Origin of the sequence: Algoriphagus litoralis, from assembly GCF_003259255.1 — a bacterium.
In the GTDB taxonomy this organism is placed as follows: domain Bacteria; phylum Bacteroidota; class Bacteroidia; order Cytophagales; family Cyclobacteriaceae; genus Algoriphagus; species Algoriphagus litoralis.
Genome location: NZ_QGOL01000007.1, coordinates 139,948 through 159,259 on the forward strand (window position 1 = coordinate 139,948; position 19,312 = coordinate 159,259).

Consider the following 19,312-nt stretch of genomic DNA (forward strand, 5'->3'; position numbering starts at 1 on the left):
CTCATACCATGACCATTCTTCGCCTACATCAGAAAAGCGAATTTACCCCTTCTCGAATTCCTTTACCCTCTTCCAAAAGTGAATCCAACCGAGCTTTGGTGATAGATGCTTTGACTGAAGGAGAAAATAAAATCACCAACCTGGCTGAGGCACGCGATACGCAGACAATGATCCGATTGCTGGAGAAAAACCCTCCGGTTTTTGATGTCCTGGACGCAGGGACGACCATGCGGTTTCTGACCGCATTTGCTTCAGTGACCAATCAAAAAAAGGTCATGACCGGAACTGCCAGAATGTGCGAGCGACCGATCGGCATCTTGGTAGATGCGCTCAGAACTATCGGCGCAGAGATCCACTATTTGAATATCGAAGGCTACCCGCCGCTGGCAATCCACGGTCTTCCTGAGCAAAAATCAGATAAAGTAAAAATCCGTGGTGATGTATCCAGTCAGTACATTTCTGCCATGCTGATGATTGCACCTATTTTGCCTCAGGGACTCGAAATCGAATTGGAAGGGAAAGTTGGCAGTCAAACATACATCGAAATGACCCTGGAGCTGATGGCTCAGTTTGGGATTACCTACACTTGGGAACAAAACAAAATCAAAGTTCCGCATCAAGCCTATCAGCCCACAGTTTTTGCAGTGGAAAGCGACTGGTCGGGAGCGAGCTATTGGTTCAGTCTATTGGCTTGTGCGGATTCAGGAGCACTTTTTTTGGAGGGATTAAAAGAAAATAGCCTTCAGGGTGATTCGAAGATCGTGGAAATCATGGATCATTTGGGAGTAAAAAGCACCTTTGAAAAAGGAGGAGTTTTGCTCAAAAAGCAACCTGTCAAAGGATTGAAAAACTGGGATTTCACACACTGTCCAGACCTAGCCCAAACCGTAGCAGTAACTTGTGCTGTGCTCGGTCAAAATGCTGTATTCACAGGATTGGAAAGTCTGAAAATCAAAGAAACTGACAGAATCTTAGCTTTGCAGCAGGAATTGGCAAAATTCAATGCAGAACTGAAAGAGATCGAACCGGAAGTATTTCAGGTAATTCCTTCTGTCACGATGCCACGTGAGGTGCAGATTCACACCTATGACGATCACCGAATGGCCATGGCATTTATGCCGCTTTTGACCAAAACCGAAGTATTGATCGAAGATCCGGAAGTCGTCAACAAATCCTATCCGAGCTTTTGGAAACACTGCGAGTTGCTTTCCATCTCTATGGATAAACCAACCCAATCATGAGTGTAAAGATTTCGATTCAGGGCGTACCCGGATCATTTCACCATCAAGTAGCACTGATCAACTTCAGACCAGAAGCGGAAATTCTTGCTTTCAACACCTTTGAGCCTGTGGCTAAATCGGTCGCAAACGGCGAAGCTGACTTTGGGGTGATGGCCATTGAAAACTCTATTGCAGGGGCTATTCTCCCCAACTATGACCTCATCGATCGGTATGAATTGAGCATTCGGGACGAGTTTTATTTACCGATCGCACATCAGTTGATGGCTTTGCCAGGTCAAAAAATCGAGGATATTCGAGAGGTCAGATCCCATCCAATGGCTATTTTGCAATGCAAGGCTTTTTTTGCGAAGCACCCGCACATACAGCAATTTGATGATGTGGATACTGCATCCGTAGCCAAGCGGATTTCCGAGGAAAAATTGACCGGAGTCGCCGGTATTGCGAGTGGAATAGCAGCTGAAATTTACGGGCTGGAGATTCTGGCTAAAGACATCCAGACTGTAAAAGATAACTTCACCCGATTTATCATTTTGCAAAAAGGAAAGCCTACTTTGGTAGGTAAACCAAACAAGGCATCTTTTAAGGTTACCATCCAAAATCAGCAGGGTGGATTAGCCAAATTATTGACCATGATTGCTGAAAAAGGGCTTGATTTGAGTAAAATCCAGTCTATCCCAGTCATCGAAAAACCCTGGGAATACGCATTTTTCATCGATGCGGAATTTGAAAATTACGGAGAGTTTCAGGAAGCCATGAAATTGGTGACTCAGGACTTTGGCGATTTAAAAATATTCGGAGAATATACTAGCAGAAAGGCATGAAGGGCTTTGCAAATCGAGTAGACACAGTGCAGGAATATTATTTTTCAGCAAAGCTGAGAGAGGTAAATCAATTGATCGCCGATGGTAAACCTGTCATCAATCTGGGAATTGGAAGTCCAGATCTTGCCCCTGACCGGTCAGTCATCGATGCGCTGAAAAGCACCGTAGAGCATCCCAGAGCACATGGCTATCAGAATTACCAAGGAATCCCTGAGCTCCGGATTGCCATGGCAGAATTTTATGGCAGAGCATACAAAGTGACTTTAAATCCCAACAAGGAAATCCTTCCATTGATGGGTTCGAAAGAAGGCATCATGCACCTCAGCATGGCGTTTTTGAATCCGGGTGATCAAGTTTTGATCCCTGACCCTGGCTATCCAACTTATAGCTCAGTTACTAAATTACTTGGTGCAGAACCGATCTTTTATACCCTAGATCTAGAGAAAAAAGGGCGACCAAATCTGGATAACCTTGAAAAACTGGATCTGAGCAAGGTCAAAATCATGTGGATCAACTACCCTCACATGCCGACTGGAGCATTGGGTAGCAAAGAGATTCTGGCGGATTTGATCGCTTTTGCAAAAAAGCATGAAATAATTCTACTCCATGACAACCCTTACAGCCATATTCTGAATCCTGATCCGCTAAGCATTCTTGGAATTCCAGGTGGGAAGGATGTTGCTTTGGAGCTAAACTCACTCAGCAAAACATTCAATATGCCAGGTTGGAGAGTTGGGATGCTCTGTGGCCGTGCCGACTGGATCGAAGCTGTGCTCAAAGTCAAATCCAACATGGACTCAGGAATGTTTCTAGGGATTCAAAAGGGTGCCATCGCAGCCATGAGTTTAGGAAATACCTGGTTTGCTGATTTGGATGAACAGTATCAAAACCGAAGGAAGTTGGTCTGGAAAATGGCCGAAATACTGAATCTCAGCTTCCCAAAGGAAACAGCGGGACTTTTCGTCTGGTGCAAAGTTCCTGAGGGAAAAACCGCCGACGAATTGGTGGATTTTCTCCTTTATGAGAAAAACATATTTATTACTCCGGGAAGAATATTCGGACCCGCAGGCGAAGGTTATGTAAGAATCTCCCTTTGCATGCCGGAATTCAAAATCCTTGAAGCAATCAATCGCATCAAATCATAACGACTATGCAAAAAATACACATCATTGGCCTTGGCCTTTTAGGTGGTTCCTTTGGGTTAGGAGCCAGACAAAAATTCCCTGAACTAATCATCACTGGTACCGATGCCAATCCCCAAAACCTCAAAGATGCACTGACTTTAGGCATCATCACTGAAGCGAAAGAAACGCCAGATGCAGATACTGATCTGGTCATTTTGGCCACTCCTGCGGATACTTTGGGCAAAATACTGATCGACACTTTGAACCAAGTGGGTGAAAACACACTGGTCTTTGATGTCGGTTCTACCAAGTCAAAGTTATGTGAGATGATGGCTGATCACCCAAAACGAAAGCAATACTTGGCTGCCCACCCGATCGCAGGAACCGAATATTCGGGTCCCAAAGCTGCTTTGGCGGATTTGCTAAATCGGAAGGTTTTGATCATTTGCGAGTTGGAAAAAACTGATCTCCACTTGAAAGAAAAGGCTTATCAGCTTTTTGATGCGCTGAATGTGAAGCTGCGCTTCATGGATCCCGAGGAGCATGATCGACATTTGGCCTTTGTCTCCCACCTTTCACATATTTCGTCCTTCATGCTTGGAGAAACTGTCCTGCAAAAGATGGCCGATGAGAAAAACATTTTCGACATGGCAGGCTCGGGGTTTGCTTCGACAGTTCGATTAGCTAAGTCAAGTCCTGCTATGTGGGCTCCTATTTTTACAGAAAACAAGGAAAATATCCTGAGCGCTTTGGATGGCTATATTTCTAATTTAACTTCCTTCCGGGACAAAATCGCAAAGGACGACAGCCAAGGATTATTTGAGGAAATGGCTGAAATCAATAAGATTCGGGATATTCTGGAACTTGGTAAGTAATTTGAGACTCGAGATTTCAATGAGAAAACCACGGAGTGATTCGTGGTTTTTGTTTTTAGTGTCCCGCGGATAAGGCTGAAAAAGTCGCAGATAGACGCTGATTTTACCGACGAAATTCCACGCCCTTCTTTGCGGTGAGCTGCGGGAATATTAATCATGATTTTTCGTTATTTTAGAAACTCGATATCAATTCGAAAATCTTAAAAACAGAAAAAATGACGCTCCAATTTATCCATGACAAAGAAGGGAATACCACTGGGGTTTATATTCCTATAGATGAATGGCAATTTCTGACTTCCAAGTATGAGGAATTGCAAAAGGCAGAATCAGACAACTCAATGCATCTTGCTGATTGGCAAAAACAAATAATTGATCAACGGCTTTCGGCTTATGAGAGCAATCCTGAGGATGTCTTTGATTTTGACGAGACGTTAGATGACATCGAGAAAGATTTATGATTTACAAGATAGTAAACAGATCAGAAGTCAAATCAGATATCCTTTCTGCTGTTAGCTATTACAAAAAAATAAATCCAAAATTGCCGAAACAGCTTGTATTTCGTATCCGTGAAGCGAAAACCGCTATTTTGAGAACTCCCTACGGATTTCAAATTAAGTACAAGAATGTCAGAACTTTACTTCTTAAACAGTTCCCTTACCACATTCATTATTTAATAGATGAACCAAAAAGGCAAATTATAATTCTGGCATTAATTCATTCCTACAAAAAGCCCCAAGATTATTCATTAAGGGAAGAATAACATTACTTTTTTTCACAAAGCCATGACCTCTCGACTTTTCTTTTTTTTTGGTATACTCTTCTTAAACGCATGCACCTCAGATACACAAAGCAATGTGGAGAAAGTCTTCGAAAAATGGAATAGCACGAAAACTCCAGGGGTAGCAATTGCAGTTGTGAAAAACGGAGAAATCATTTTTAAAAAAGGCTATGGAATGGCCAATTTGGAGTATAATATTCCGGTAACTCCAAAGACGATTTTCCATATCGCTTCCGTTTCCAAGCAGTTCACTGTGTTTTCGATCTTGCTTTTGGAAAAAGATGGAAAGCTATCTCTGGAAGATGATATCAGGAAGTACATTCCAGAAGTTCCTGACTTTGGGAAAACGATTACCCTTCGACATTTGGCTACACATACGAGTGGATTGAGAGATCAATGGAACCTTCTTGCTTTGGCTGGCTGGAGGCTTGACGATGTAATCACCCGCGACCAGATCATGAAATTGATCAGCGCTCAGGAGGAATTGAATTTTGATCCGGGAGAAGAATTTCTTTATTGTAACACAGGATTTACGCTTTTGGCCGAAGTTGTCTCACGGGTTTCTGGTCAATCTTTTTCGACTTTCACGGATGAAAGAATTTTCAAACCACTTCAAATGGAAAGTACACTTTTCTATGAAGACCATGAGATGATTGTTCCCAATCGAGCTTACTCTTACTATCCTGACAGAGCAGGCTATAAGAAAAGTGTCTTGAGCTACGCCAATGCCGGTGCAACAAGTCTTATGACCACAGTAGAGGATCTGAGCCTATGGGCTATCAACTTCTCTGATCCTAAGGTCGGAGACGAAACCATATTTCAGGAGATGAACACCCTGGGCAGACTCAACAATGGCGAAACTTTTGGCGGTGCAATGGGGCAATTTGTCGGTCAATACAAAGGAGTTGAAGAAATCTCCCACGGAGGAGCTGATGCTGGATTTCGCACCTATTTGGCAAGATATCCTGAACAGCAACTTTCAGTGATTGTCTTCAGCAATGACGCTTCCTTTTCCTCCGGCCAATTTGCCCATGATGTTGCGGACCTATATTTGGAAATTGAAACTCCGGTTGAGGTTGAAAAAGTGGATTCTGTAGCTGGACCAAAATTAGGCCTGGAGATTCTGGCCAAATATCTGGGGGACTATGAATTGAAATCCGGGACGCTAGTTTATGTCTCAGATCGGGATGATAATCTATATATTCAAGCTTCCGGTGAACCGGAATTTCTCCTCAAACCAGTTGCTGACAATCGGTTTGTCATTGCTGAGGCAGAAATAGAAATTGAGTTTTTAAACGAAGAAAACAGCCTTACCCAATCGGTGAAGGTCTATTATTCCAACGATGACACTGAAGAGGGAACGCGAGTAGCCCCTTTCGATCCAAGTTCTGCGAAATTGGAAGAATTCCTCGGCACTTTCTATAGCGAGGAATTATCAACCGCCTACCATTTTCAAATAAAAGATGATCAACTTGTGGCGACTCATTACCGACATCCGGACATATATTTTCAAGCTGTGAAAAAAGATGTTTTTAGAGCTGAATGCTGGTTTTTTGGTCAGGCAGAATTCATTCGCAATAAATCAGAAAATGTGATCGGATTGAAAGCTACTTCCGCTAGAGCGAGAAATATTAAATTTGAAAAGAAAGATTAACCTTACACTATACCCAAAAACCTATGAAACCTTTCCTACTTGCAGTAATCTTCCTTCTTTCATTGGGAGCTTATGCCCAAGAATCCTGGATCACTATCCAACCTGAAACCGAGGCAACTTCACGCCATGAAAGTTCTTTTGTGGAATGTGACGGCAAACTTTATGCATTGGGTGGTCGCGGCGAACGACCAGTCGATGAATACGACCCCAAGACAAATACTTGGACCAAACTGGCAGATGCCCCGATGGAAATACACCATTTTCAGGCCGTTTCCTATAAGGGAGAAATCTGGGTTGTCGGTGCGCTGACAGGAGGGTATCCTCATGAAACACCAATTCCAAATATTTTAATCTTCAACCCTAAAACCAAAACCTGGCGGGATGGACCTGCCCTCCCTGAAAAAAGGCATCGCGGTTCGGCCGGAGTGGTGGTCCGAAATGATAAAATTTACATGGTTTGTGGAATCCAGGATGGGCACTACGATGGGTTTGTTCGCTGGTTTGATGTATTGGATCCTGCAACAGGAAAATGGACTGCTCTTCCAAGTGCTCCACGGTCAAGAGATCACGTAAGTGCGGCTTTGGTTGGGGACAGACTTTATCTGGCAGGAGGAAGAACTTCCTATGCCAAAATCGGAAAAGTGCTGGAGCTGACGAACAATGAAATTGATTATTTCGACTTCAGTACCAATACTTGGACAACAATCGAAACCGAAATCCCAACAGCCCGAGCAGGAAACTCCAATCTGGGAATCGGGCCATATCTCGTGATTCTCAATGGTGAAAGCCAAGCCCAAACTTCTGCACATGCTGAAGTCGAAGTCTTGGACACGCGCACACACACCTGGAGCAAACTACCGAACCTAACTCAAGGACGTCACGGCACCGGAGCGGCATTTTTGGATGGAAAAATCTACGTCCATGCTGGCTCAGCAAATCGTGGCGGTGGTCCGGAAATCAATACTACTGAAATGATAGAATGGAAGCGATAAAGTAGGCCCATTGCTACACTAAGTGTGCCCTAGGCTGAATAATTTCCGATGGCTATTGACAAAATTTCGATTTCATCGAAATCCCGATAGTCTCAAGACCAGTCATTTTTCTAACTAAAAAAATACCGAATATTTGTTTCAAACCAGTAACAAAAAAGCATCGTCAATGTGAGGATGCTTTTTTTGTTGAGAAACAGGAGATCAGGTCTTTCCTAGCCTTGTCTTCTAATTTTTGCCGTATTTGGATCCAAAAGGTGTTCGTTTGACCATATACTCTATGCCTCCTTTATACGAATCCATTGATGTGCCAAATACATGTCGGGATTGCGAATACAAGTTGTCTCCCCTGTCATTGAACATTCTAAAATCTACCGTAGTATCATACTCGATGGTAGTGGAAGAACTACTTGAGGAGAAGACGCCACCTTTGGTCGTGGTGGTTGATTTGTTGTTGGTATAGGTATTGTTTTCTTTTTCCTTATAATTAGTACCCGTGGATCCAAACGTAGATGTACCCTTATTGGTGATGCTAAGCGTACCGAAAATAACGAACTCCACTCCCAATAATTTTGCGAGCTCATCTGGGGTAAAGGAGGCTACATTACTGTGAGTAATGTTGTTTTTTGCAAGAATGGCATTGGTAGTCAATGGATCCTGCAGGGTCAATGTACTGTATTCATCCCGTACCATATTGGAGGTGGTACTTTGAACCAATTTGCTCATAGATTCAGGAGTCATACCTGGGTCATTTGAGATAAACTCAAAAGGCAAAACAGCCACTTTGTTGTGTGTATCCGGACCACCCGATGGGGCAGGGTTTCTACTTGAAGGTGCAGGCTGACCTACTGAAGAAGGCCCGAATGTTTCTACTCTTCCACTGGCAAACTCCACCTTGGACACCTCATCTTTTGAGAATTCATAATCAAACTCCTCCCCGGGATATCTGAATTTGATTTGGGCACTGGTAATCCCTGTTACTTTACCCTCCTTTTTCTCCCCATTTGTAAGGGTCAATACATCATTTTTAACCTGAGAAAAAGCTGCGGTACTCAAGCCAAAAATGAGCAGTGCAAAAATTAAACCTACAATCTGTTTCATAATTCCAAATTTTCTGATGGTAAATCACCGAATTTTTCGAATAAAAATACGTGTTTGTCAGAAAAACTGAAAAACTTATTTTGACCTTATCTGAGTCATTTTAGTAAATTTTCTGATCCCTGTGAAATGGTCTGGTGCTATTGGTATTTGATCCGGTTTTTTTTAGCTTGAAAAAATTTCTTTGTGAAAGAATAATGGACATAATCATTAAGGCTGGCCAGCAGTTTTTAGGAATATTTAGATCACCTCTTTTTTGCCTCACCCTTATCTTTGGACTATTTCTTAGTCATTTTTCCAAAAGCCAAGAGGCTGATTCCATCCAAAATCAATCTGTCAATCAAGATACTATTCAAAACTCGGCCGATCCGGGTATCTCAGGTGATTCAACAGGAAGTAAATCAGCAGTTCCAATCAAGGGTTTCATCGAGCAAATTCAGGAATCTGCTGCTAATGAATATGTCTCTAGCGTTCAAAAATTTGAGAATAGAAAGATCTACCTCCGTCAGCATGATTTGCTCAATTCCCTAAAAGATGAAAACTACAGGATAAAGAGGATCATTACTAAGGGTTTTGACTACAGGGAAATTAAAGCCAAAATCAACGAATTCCAATCCTTGATGGCCGCCACACTTAGTGGGATCAATGAAAGTGATAAAGAACTCCAAACTGAACGTAACCTGACTGTTTCTGCAGCGATTTTTAGGGAAATGCTGGATCAGCTCGCGGTGAAAAAAAACGTCGTGGATGAATTTGCTGATCAAATCAGGAGGTCTCAATATGTGATAGACTCGATCTCTGCCGAGAAGGATCTCTATCTCTTTTCCGACGACTCATTAGAAACCCGGCAATATGCTTACCTATTGATTGAGATTTCCAAAGAAACCAAACCCATCGATGATTCATTAAAAAACCTGAGCAACCTCGTTGACAGCCTCCAGACCTCGTTGAATGAAATGGTTTTTGACCTAAACACCCAAATCGAGACATTAGAACTAACCCGTAAAGAACTGAATGCCTCTATTTTTTCTCAGGAAATCCCTGAAGAATTGAATTCCTCTTATTTCAAAAGATCCATCACAGAAGCCATCTCGTATTCCATCCTCAAAGAGAAAATTGCCCTATTCTTTTATTTCAATCTTTACATACCCAGGTTTGTTTTACTAGTAGTATTGATCCTGACTGTTTGGCTGTTTTTAAGAAACGTTAAAGCCCGATACATTCAGAATCAAACTTCTACTGATATCGACGAAAACAGTGTTGTCCTCAAATCGCCTTTACTTTCCGCTATTGTCATTGTTTCTGGGATTTTTCAGTTTTTCTTTCCCAGCCCTCCATTTGTGGTGTACTGGATAATCTGGTTCATTTCATCCATATCCTTAACGATTATTTTCAGTGGATACCTGGTCAGGTTTTGGATGTTTTTCTGGGTATTTACTGTGGTCGTTTTTTTACTATCCGGAAGTGTGAATATGATTTTGCTTCCAAGTCAAGAAGAACGGATTTTAATGATTATCCTTTCTTCGATTGGGGTACTTTTCTTGGTTTTCACCATTTGGAGAGGTAGAAACAAGCAGCTTAAAGAAAAGCGGATTGTATACTTCATCTGGTTTATGGGTGTATTTGAGTTTTTTTCATTGGCGCTGAACCTCATGGGTCGCTTCAATCTTTCCAAATCATTCTTGGTAGCAGGTTTTATCGGTATAGTAGTTGGGATTTTGTTGCTTTGGACAGTCCGATTGATCAATCAAGGTCTATCCCTAGCCAACAAAGTCTATCATGGTCAAGAAAAGGATTTATTCTTCATCAATTTTGATAAGCTAGGCGAAAAAGCGCCGGGAATTTTCTATGCCTTTATCGTTTTGGGATGGACTATTCTGATAGGAAAGAATTTCTACACATTTTCTCAGATCTCGATCTCCATCAATGAATTCCTGAATGCGGAAAGGATGATAGGATCCTACAAATTCTCAATCAATGGGATCTTTGTCTTCATCATCATCCTACTGGTCTCTGTATTGATTTCCAGATTATTGTCCATTTTTTCGGCAGATCCAGATCCTGCATCTACTACGGATCAGCGGAAGCGGGTCAGCTTTGGAAGTTGGCTTTTGCTGGTTCAAATTTTTGTCATTTCTACGGGTTTGTTTTTGGCGTTTGCGGCATCTGGAATACCCTTGGATAAGATCACGATCATCCTTGGTGCATTGAGTGTCGGCATCGGCTTGGGTCTCCAAAGTCTGGTAAACAATTTGGTAAGTGGATTGATCATTGCCTTCGAAAACACGGTGAAAGTCGGTGATTTGATCGAAATTGAAGGCAAACCGGGGATAATGAAATCAATTGGATTTCGCAGTAGCGTGGTAAATATGTTTGAAGGGTCTACGGTGGTCATCCCAAATGGCGACCTGATAGCAAAACAACTTATCAATTGGACCACTGGCAAAGGGAGAAAACTCACTCTGATCATCGGCGTGGCCTATGGCAGTGATCTGGCTAAGGTCACTCACATACTTCGCGAAATTATCTCAGAAGACACCCGGATCCGTCTTTATCCGGCAGCACGGGTTGTTCCTGTAGAGTTTGCCGACAGTTCGATTGACATTGAGGTGACTTTCTGGGTAAATAATTACAATGATTTTCCTTTTGTCAAAGGGGAATTCATCAGCCGGGCCAATGAATTATTCCAGCAAAATGGAATCAAAATTCCATTCCCTCAGCGCGACCTGTATCTCAAAAAACTACCTAAAAAAGATGAAAAGGAAGGTAGTGAGGCAGATTCATTCAATCCCAATGGTTAATAAATAGAAGACTAAATTTCATCAGGAATTCAGTCCGCAGTTTTCGAAATCAAGACACTGGGGCATCTTTCTCAGCCTTTTGTCTTCCGAAATATCCTGCCAAAATACTTCCCAAAATCAATTGCTGGATGTGATATAGCATCACAGGAAGTAAAACCAATCCCAGAACCGCAGGATCCGGGAATATCACTTTGCCTATCACCACTGCATGAACCAGTGATTTTTTGGATCCACAAAAAAGGGTCGTAATCCGGTCCTGGATAGAAAATTTGAGCAGCTTCGATATCACATCCAGTAACAGCCACACAATTATAAAAATACCCAAAACCGTAACGGCTATGGTCCACAATACAGAAAGTTGATAGGAAGAAAACAATCGCTGAGAAAATGACTCGGCAAAGGAAGTAAATACAATGACCATAATAACTGCCTGATCTATGTACTTCAGCTTTGGAAGAATCGACTTTACTCTCGGAAAAAGCCATCCATGAGAAAAGATTCCCAACACCACAGGCAGGATGACCTTAAGCGTCAGTTCGCCAAGTGTATGCCAGAAATCGAGTTCCCCCTCGGCTCCTCCCACCAAAAATCCCATCCAGGCTGGTGTCAGAACTACTCCAAAGAGACTGGAAATACTGGCATTGAAAATAGCTGCAGGCAGGTTACCTCCGGCAATGGATACCATGACTACGGAAGCACTCACTGTGGAAGGAAGCGCAGAGAGGTAAGTAATCCCCAATCGAAAGTCTGGATCCACCCACCACATGTAGTTCAAAAGAAAATGTACCAAAACAGGAAAAATGAGGAAAGTTGAAAGCTGAATCAGCAGGTGCAGTCTCCAATTGGAAAGCCCAGACCGGAGCTGCTGAGGATCAAGTTTTACCCCATAAAAAAAGAAGACGAAAGCGATTCCCAAATTAATGATCGGCTTCCAGGGAAGTCCAGAATCTACAGACCCCACCTCTGGAAAAATGGCTGCCAATCCGATTGCGAGAAATAACCCCAACAAAAACCCATTGATGCCTACTCGCTGGAGGGTCTGGATCAATTTGTGGATCATGATCCCATCAGCCTTTTGAAATTATCACAAATGATAGCTGTAGCGATGGCTACATTCAGTGATTCCGCTCGTCCAAATCCGGGAATTGTCACTTTTTGACTCACTTTTTTTGCTAATTCAGATGAGATGCCATTGGCCTCATTTCCCATCAAAATCACTCCTGAGGCAGGCTTATCCAACCGATGAATATTTTCACCGTCTAAAAACGCCCCATAGACCGGGAGTTTCCAACGCTCCAGAACTTCTCCTAAATCTCCATAAAAAAACTCAACGCGTGTAAAGGATCCCATGGAAGCCTGAATCACCTTGGGATTGTAAAATTCGGCGGTCTGTTGGGAGAAGACCAGCCTTCGGATTCCATACCAATCTGCCACCCGAATAATGGTGCCGAGATTTCCGGGATCTCTCACCTCATCCAAGGCTAAAATCAATTGGTCCTCTCCAGGTTCAAAGGCTTTATTTTCTTTCATTTTGACAACAGCAAGTGCTGCATCATTGGATTGGTAGTGCCCGACTTGTTCCAGTTGATTTTGAGTCACTGAAATAAAATCACCAGAGAAGGAGGTGAGCACTTGCGAATTCCTTTTTTCAAAAGACGCTGTACCCAATATCATTTCCACTGAAAAGTCCGAATCCAACACCTCCAAAACGCTTTTTTCCCCTTCCACAAAGAACATCCTGCTATCACTTCGGTATTTTTTTTGATGCAAGGATTTTATAAACTTAACCGTATTTTTGCTCAGCATCTCTTCAGCTTATTCCGATTTGAAATCCTCCAAATATATACTTTTTATAGCGCTTCTTGGGATTTGCTGGGGTTGTTCCTTGACCAAGAATCTAGAGGAAGGCCAGTATGCACTCTATGAAAATGACATCACAGGAGTGGAAAAGGCTAACAAAGAAACGCTCTATGGATTAATCGAACAGGAACCCAATACACGTTTCCTTGGCGTATCTCCAGGTGTCATCATCTATCGCTTTGGTGCCAAATTCTATGACAGTGTCAAGGTCGCAGAAAAACTAAGATCGGATGAAAGAGAATTAGCTCAACTTGAGCTCCTACTCGATTCATTACCTGACGAAAAGAAAGCTAAAAAAAGAGTAGAAAAACTGGAGACCAAAATTGTTGGTCTAAATAAGAAACTGGAATACGGAAACACTGTAATGAGGACCGGAAATCCACTGGTGATTTTTGACAGTACTCTGACCAAAACCACCAAGGAAAATCTCAAAGGTTATCTGGTCAATCATGGATTTTTTGACGCTGAGGTTGATTTTGAGGTAAAGACCGATAAAAAGAAGGCCTATGTGTCCTATCTGGTCACAGAGAAAAGCCCGTACTTGCTTGAATCTTTCTACACCAAAACAGAAAACACGGAAATCATCAAATTGCTGAACTCATCAGCTAAAGATTCAAAAATCAAGGTCGGTGGTAATTACAACCAAGACCAAATCACAGCGGAACGAAACAGATTAGAAGAACTATTGAAAAACAATGGCTTCTTTATGTTTTCAAAATCATATATCAATTACATCGCCTACAAGGATACGGCTACTCATACCATCAAGCTGGAGCAGGTGATCCAAAAACCCACATTCACCGATATTCACGAAGTCTATACCATTGATTCGATTACTTTTCGGATCAATCCACCAAGCAATGAATTCGCAGACAGGAGGGTAAAGGAGCAGTACAAGAGTATTGATTTCTCGTTTTTCCAAGATAGATACTCCGCTAAGGTTTTGGCCTCAAGGGTCTTCTTTCAACCCGGGCAGGTTTATAACAGGACTTCAGCTATAGAGACGCAGCGTCAGCTTAGCAATCTGGATTTGTTCCGGTTTGTAAACATTACATTCGATACCTTGGGTACTTCGCTTACGGCCAATATTTTCACTCAACCCAATCAGAAATATCAGCTCACCAATCAGGTCGGTATGACCATTACAGAGCAACTCCCAGGACCATTCTTTAGTACTGCACTACGGAATCGAAATTTCTTCCGGGCGGGTGAGATTCTTGAATTTAACTTTCGGGCAGGTCTGGAAGGAGTGGCATCCGCCACTGGACAAGGCGTATACCAAAGTTCCGAGGTAAATGCTGGCGTAACACTAATTTTCCCCCGGTTTCTGATTCCCTTTTCACCCGGATCACTTCAGAAATATGGCAGATATAATCCAAGCACAAGAGTGCGGCTGGGCTACAATTATACCAACAGACCTGAATACAATAGAAACTCTGTAAATGGATTGCTGTCATACTCTTGGGTCACTTCCAACAATCGGATTTTCTATACCTTAAATGCAGCTGACCTCAGCTACATCCGGACACCGAGAATTCAGGATGAATTTTTTGATATTCTGGCAAACCTGCAACAGGAAGGAAACAACCTGATCTGGTCATTTCTTCCTTCGTTTATCAGCAGTATATCAGGACAGTCGATTATCAACTTCAACAAATACGGGAACTTCAACACCAATCGGGCTTCGCTTTTGAGGCTTTTTGCAGAAAGTGGCGGTACTACGCTCAACTTCTTCGATGTTCAGAATAATAGCGAACCTGATATCGAATACGCAAATTTTCAATGGGTTAAAGCCCAAGTGGATTTTAGGAGATATTATCCGGTCAACGAAAAGCAGACTTTTGCCTATCGGTTTAATTTTGGGTGGGCCAGACCCTATGGAGTGAGTGCGGGGATTCTTCCTTATGAAAAGTATTTCTTTGCCGGAGGCGGCACGAGCATCAGAGCCTGGCAAGCCCGACGACTTGGCCCCGGTAGCTATGTACCTCAAACGGGCGAGGGAGGAGAATATGATTATACCAACGAGCAACCAGCCGAAATGATCCTTGAGACCATGCTGGAATACCGAAGAAACTTGTTTGGGTATTTTGATATGGCCCTGTTCATAGATGCGGGCAATAGCTGGATGATCGGATACGATGCAGCAAGACCAGGGGCGGATTTCAGATGGGACAGGTTCTACAAAGAAATCGCCGTCGGAGCAGGATTTGGCTTGCGGATGGATTTTGACTTTCTGGTCGTCCGATTGGATTTGGCGACCAAAGCCATTGACCCCTCAAAGCCTATTGGGGAGCGATGGGTCTTTGATAATATCAGTTTCGATCGTCCCTTTGGAATCAAAGGACAGACAGTGCTAAATTTTGGGATAGGATATCCCTTCTAACGAATCATGAGTAGAAAAACCAAAGCCGAAATAGCTGAAATATACCAGCAAATGCAGGATTACATCTGTCAAGGACTGGAGCAAGGTGACGGACAGGGACAATTCAGAGAAGACAAATGGACCCGCGAAGACGGTGGCGGAGGACGTACCAGGATTTTCGAAAACGGTAAGGTAATTGAAAAGGGAGGAGTTGCTTTTTCAGCTGTTCATGGTCCCACCCCGCAGAAAATCCTACAAAAATTAGGACTGGAAAAAGGTGATTTCTTTGCCACAGGCGTCTCTATAGTACTACATCCTTATAGCCCGATGGTGCCGATTATCCACATGAATATTCGGTATTTTGAAATGGAAAATGGAATTCACTGGTTTGGAGGTGGGATCGACCTGACTCCCCATTACATAGATCCGCTAGACGCAAGGTATTTTCACCAAGAACTCAAGAATGTCTGCGATCAATTTGACCAAGAGTATTATCCAAGGTTCAAAGCCTGGGCTGACGATTACTTTTTCCTTAAGCATCGAAATGAAACCCGTGGAATCGGAGGTATTTTCTATGACCGGCTAAGTGGGAAAAACGACGAGCACTTTCAGCAAATCTTGAATTTCAGTTTAGAAATCGGCAGGCTTTTCCCAAGGGTCTATTCCTACTACATGGGAAAAAATTCAAAAACTCCATTTGGAAGCCAAGAAAAAGCTTGGCAAAACCTCAGACGGGGTCGATATGTGGAATTCAATCTGGTATGGGATGCGGGAACCAAATTTGGTCTGGATACCAATGGACGAACAGAAAGCATCCTGATGAGTATGCCTCCTCAGGCTGAATGGACCTATATGCATTCCCCTACCCCTGGTAGTCAAGAAGAATTCACTGTCAACCACTTGAAGAAAGATATAGACTGGCTAACTTATCCTTTATGATAGAGACTTTGAAAAAATGGGATGAGGACTTGTTCCTTTGGTTGAATTCTTTCCATGCAGATTGGTTGGATCCGATCGTGTTTCAAATGACAGAAACGATCACCTGGATTCCATTGTATGCCTTTTTGATCTATTGGATATTCAAAGTCGACCGAGCCAATGCTTGGTGGGTTTTAGGCGGAGTGGCACTGACCATTCTTGCTGCCGATCAGTTCACTTCAGGCTTTCTCAAGCCTCTCATGGAGCGATTGCGACCTTGCCATGACCCTAGATGGGAAGGAATTATGCATAACTATGGCCGATGCGGAGGTCTCTATGGATTTGTGTCATCCCATGCCGCCAACACTTTTGGCCTGGCAGTATTCCTAAATCGAAAATTAAAGGGAAAAATGAAACACCTTCGCTGGTTGTATGTATACGCTCTTGTAGTGAGCTACACACGAATCTACTTGGGTGTTCATTATCCGTTTGACATTATCCTTGGGGCAGCGATAGGTACGCTTATCGCATGGATTTCTTGGTTTTTTATCGTGTTTGCCAAGAGAGAATTGGTGAAACAAATATTAAAGTAATGGAAAGTGGCAGGTAGAAGGTTATTTATCCTCCTCTTCTACCTGAACGATCTCGTACATATTTTTTCCATCTTCTACTACAGGCATGTAATAGGTATCTCCATATTTCACAAAGGTCTGATCTCCGACTTTAACCTCCTCTGCTCCCTCAGGTAAATTGGAAACCACCGCACCTGCTGGAGGAGGCACTACGGTATAAGTGCCGTCTTTTTGCTCGTAGAATGTTCCTCCAAAGTAATAATTGTTCACTGTAGGACTTACTTCCACTACCTCAGACTCTTTTGGGATTACAGTGACGTTAGCTCCTTGAGGTGCTTCTACTACTACATAGCCATCAGTTTCTTTAACATAAAATACACCTTCGTCATAGTGGTAATTTTGCTCATTGACCGATACAACTATGGCTGTAACAGCGATCGTAGTGACAAAAAAGCCCCATGGATGCCAAACAGGACCCCAATAATATGGCGTGAATGGATGGTAATAATAGGGGCGATACCAAGAAAAGCCAAAACCTCCCCACACGTACGGCGGTCTAGGATAAGGTCGATAAGGCGGCCTGTAGGCTACATTCCGATTGTTTCTGACATTGACATTGGTGTACCGATTGTTGTTTACATTGACATTGACATCTCCTCGGCTTCGGTCCACATTTACCTTGTTGTTTGAGCCACGATCACCAGAATTGATTGTATTTCCTCGATTACCGGAATTATTCCCGTTTAGGGATCCTACCTTGCTCTCAGGCTTTGATTTATCGGTCACACGACTTGATCCTCCATTGAGTGTTCCTTTGGAGTTGGCAGTGGATGGCCTTGAAGCTGTCGCCTGACGATTTGCTGTAGGGGATTGCGCAGGTCTTGCTGCCGGCCGAGCTTGTGATGTTGCAGGTCGTGATGCCGAAGGTCGTGACGGTGCTGGTCTTGATGCCGCAGGTTTACTGGCAGCCCCACCTCGTCCGGCAAACCGCTGTGCCAAACCTTGCTCTGAGGACACCAATGCCAGTAAGAAAACCAAACCAATAGCAGCGGAAAATTTAGAAGTACGTTTTTTCATGAGTATCAATTCTTTTTGGTCCAAATAATTTGTTTGGAATTGGGTGGTGGCATAAACTCAAATATCGATGGAGGATAAACTTGATTGATTTCCCAATCATCAAATTCCACCTCTAATTGTCTAGAATACGGCTCTCCAAAATAAGTGAGTAGAATTCGTCTAGGCCGCATCAGTAGATCTTGGGTCACCCATATTTGAAAAGTCATGGAGGCATTTGAACCTCCCACATGCAGTAGTTTTTCGCCATTAACCTCTGTTTTACCCAAAAACTCGATGTAATCCATGTTTTCCATAAGATGAGAGGTAAAATCAGGATATAAAAAGTCAGCCACGACCAGCTGGACTCCAAAATCTTCATCGATCCAATTAAGCATTTCCAACGTGGAACTTGGCGCATCTGCAGCGGCATAATTATTATCCTCCATGGAATAATAGACTATTTGAGTACCATCATACAGGTAAAAGTGGTCCTTGCCATTTTGGGTAGTCTTTGCCAAGAGACGATCAGATCCCTGAAAAATATAATCACCGGTTTTGAATTCCTTGATGTAGTAATCTTTAGAAAACGCTACATCCTGAGAGGTCTGGGTGGTGAATCTCAGTGAGTTCAGTTCCCCAATAGTTTGGCTCATCTTGTCCAAAATCGCCAATGCAACCGAATCATGGTAGATTTCTTGTGCCTGAATAGCCAATGACAAGAACAAAGACAAAAGGGTTAAGAATTTTTTTTTCATAGGTTTGGTGGGGGGTTCTTTACTTTCAAAACAGTACCCGCTGACTTGAGGATTATTCTTGAAAATGTGTTCACAATTATTGCCTGATACTGTTTTCTTAAATGATTACGCTCCAATTTTTTAATTTCTTATTCCTGATTTTAAAATTTGCTTTTTTGAAAAAAACAAAAATTTTCAACTGCAAAATAAAATCTAATCAGCCATTAATAAGCTATTTTAAGCATAAGCTGAAATATCTGTCTCAATTTTGAAATTCAGCATGAATTAAGCAAATAATTAATTCAATTCCCTTTTAATCTTGTTTCTAATCCATAAACAACTGATGCCAATCAAGAAAAAGGTACTCCTTTTATGAATCCCACTAGGATTCAATTTTGCCAAGATTCTTTTGGTCATCCTCGAAATAGT

Annotated in this window: 16 protein-coding genes; 11 read left to right on the forward strand and 5 right to left on the reverse strand. The window is 42.5% G+C overall.

The annotated features are described in order from the left end of the window. The first annotated feature begins 8 nt into the window (after window positions 1-8). From DK188_RS08285 to DK188_RS08320, 7 genes are all read left to right on the forward strand, one after another. Window positions 9-1,241 (forward strand): 3-phosphoshikimate 1-carboxyvinyltransferase, encoded by a 1,233-nt coding sequence (locus tag DK188_RS08285; protein WP_111670351.1) that lies wholly within the window; start codon window positions 9-11, stop codon window positions 1,239-1,241. Beyond that, window positions 1,238-2,062 carry a prephenate dehydratase gene (locus DK188_RS08290; RefSeq protein WP_111670352.1) on the forward strand — a complete coding sequence of 275 codons (825 nt, stop codon included), beginning with the start codon at window positions 1,238-1,240 and terminating at the stop codon, window positions 2,060-2,062. The genes DK188_RS08285 and DK188_RS08290 overlap by 4 nt, the downstream gene beginning before the upstream one ends. Further along, a complete protein-coding gene (locus DK188_RS08295; RefSeq protein WP_111670353.1) occupies window positions 2,059-3,207 on the forward strand; it encodes a pyridoxal phosphate-dependent aminotransferase in 1,149 nt (382 codons plus the stop codon). Before DK188_RS08290 ends, DK188_RS08295 begins: the two co-directional genes overlap by 4 nt. A gap of 5 nt (window positions 3,208-3,212) precedes the next feature. After that, entirely contained in the window at window positions 3,213-4,061 is an 849-nt protein-coding gene (locus DK188_RS08300; RefSeq protein WP_111670354.1) for a prephenate dehydrogenase, read from the forward strand. 215 nt (window positions 4,062-4,276) lie between these two features. Continuing rightward, window positions 4,277-4,519: a hypothetical protein gene (locus DK188_RS08305; protein WP_111670355.1), complete on the forward strand. Its 243-nt coding sequence runs from the start codon at window positions 4,277-4,279 to the stop codon at window positions 4,517-4,519. Window positions 4,520-4,843: 324 nt separating this feature from the next. Further along, window positions 4,844-6,493, forward strand: coding sequence for a serine hydrolase domain-containing protein (locus DK188_RS08315; RefSeq protein ID WP_111670357.1), 1,650 nt, complete (start codon window positions 4,844-4,846; stop codon window positions 6,491-6,493). A 23-nt stretch (window positions 6,494-6,516) separates the two neighbouring features. Continuing rightward, window positions 6,517-7,485 (forward strand): Kelch repeat-containing protein, encoded by a 969-nt coding sequence (locus DK188_RS08320; RefSeq protein ID WP_111670358.1) that lies wholly within the window; start codon window positions 6,517-6,519, stop codon window positions 7,483-7,485. A gap of 225 nt (window positions 7,486-7,710) precedes the next feature. On the opposite strand, the gene DK188_RS08325 is transcribed toward DK188_RS08320, so the two are convergent. Continuing rightward, window positions 7,711-8,583 carry a hypothetical protein gene (locus tag DK188_RS08325; RefSeq protein WP_111670359.1) on the reverse strand — a complete coding sequence of 291 codons (873 nt, stop codon included), beginning with the start codon at window positions 8,581-8,583 and terminating at the stop codon, window positions 7,711-7,713. Window positions 8,584-8,777: 194 nt separating this feature from the next. On the opposite strand from DK188_RS08325, the gene DK188_RS08330 reads away from it, so the two are divergent. Continuing rightward, window positions 8,778-11,381, forward strand: a complete 2,604-nt coding sequence (locus DK188_RS08330) for a mechanosensitive ion channel family protein (RefSeq protein WP_157963199.1) — start codon at window positions 8,778-8,780, stop codon at window positions 11,379-11,381. A 49-nt stretch (window positions 11,382-11,430) separates the two neighbouring features. On the opposite strand, the gene DK188_RS08335 is transcribed toward DK188_RS08330, so the two are convergent. Then, entirely contained in the window at window positions 11,431-12,441 is a 1,011-nt protein-coding gene (locus tag DK188_RS08335) for a bile acid:sodium symporter family protein (RefSeq protein ID WP_111670361.1), read from the reverse strand. Next, window positions 12,438-13,187, reverse strand: a complete 750-nt coding sequence (locus DK188_RS08340; protein WP_111670362.1) for a TrmH family RNA methyltransferase — start codon at window positions 13,185-13,187, stop codon at window positions 12,438-12,440. The genes DK188_RS08335 and DK188_RS08340 overlap by 4 nt, the downstream gene beginning before the upstream one ends. Window positions 13,188-13,206: 19 nt before the next feature. Between DK188_RS08340 and tamL the strand changes: the two genes are divergently transcribed. Genes tamL through DK188_RS08355 form a run of 3 tightly spaced genes read left to right on the forward strand, consistent with a single transcriptional unit; the run spans window position 13,207 to window position 17,114 of the window. Next, a complete protein-coding gene (gene tamL, locus DK188_RS08345) occupies window positions 13,207-15,624 on the forward strand; it encodes a translocation and assembly module lipoprotein TamL (protein ID WP_111670363.1) in 2,418 nt (805 codons plus the stop codon). Window positions 15,625-15,630: 6 nt separating this feature from the next. After that, window positions 15,631-16,542 (forward strand): oxygen-dependent coproporphyrinogen oxidase, encoded by a 912-nt coding sequence (hemF, locus tag DK188_RS08350; protein WP_111670364.1) that lies wholly within the window; start codon window positions 15,631-15,633, stop codon window positions 16,540-16,542. Further along, window positions 16,539-17,114 carry a phosphatase PAP2 family protein gene (locus DK188_RS08355; protein ID WP_111670365.1) on the forward strand — a complete coding sequence of 192 codons (576 nt, stop codon included), beginning with the start codon at window positions 16,539-16,541 and terminating at the stop codon, window positions 17,112-17,114. The genes hemF and DK188_RS08355 overlap by 4 nt, the downstream gene beginning before the upstream one ends. Before the next feature lie 21 nt (window positions 17,115-17,135). Here the strand turns inward: DK188_RS08355 and DK188_RS08360 are convergent, their stop codons facing one another. Both DK188_RS08360 and DK188_RS08365 read right to left on the reverse strand, forming a co-directional pair. Then, entirely contained in the window at window positions 17,136-18,170 is a 1,035-nt protein-coding gene (locus DK188_RS08360; protein WP_111670611.1) for a DUF6515 family protein, read from the reverse strand. A 5-nt stretch (window positions 18,171-18,175) separates the two neighbouring features. Continuing rightward, complete coding sequence (locus DK188_RS08365) at window positions 18,176-18,904, reverse strand: DUF2092 domain-containing protein (protein ID WP_111670366.1); 729 nt, start codon at window positions 18,902-18,904, stop codon at window positions 18,176-18,178. Between the last annotated feature and the right edge of the window lie 408 nt (window positions 18,905-19,312).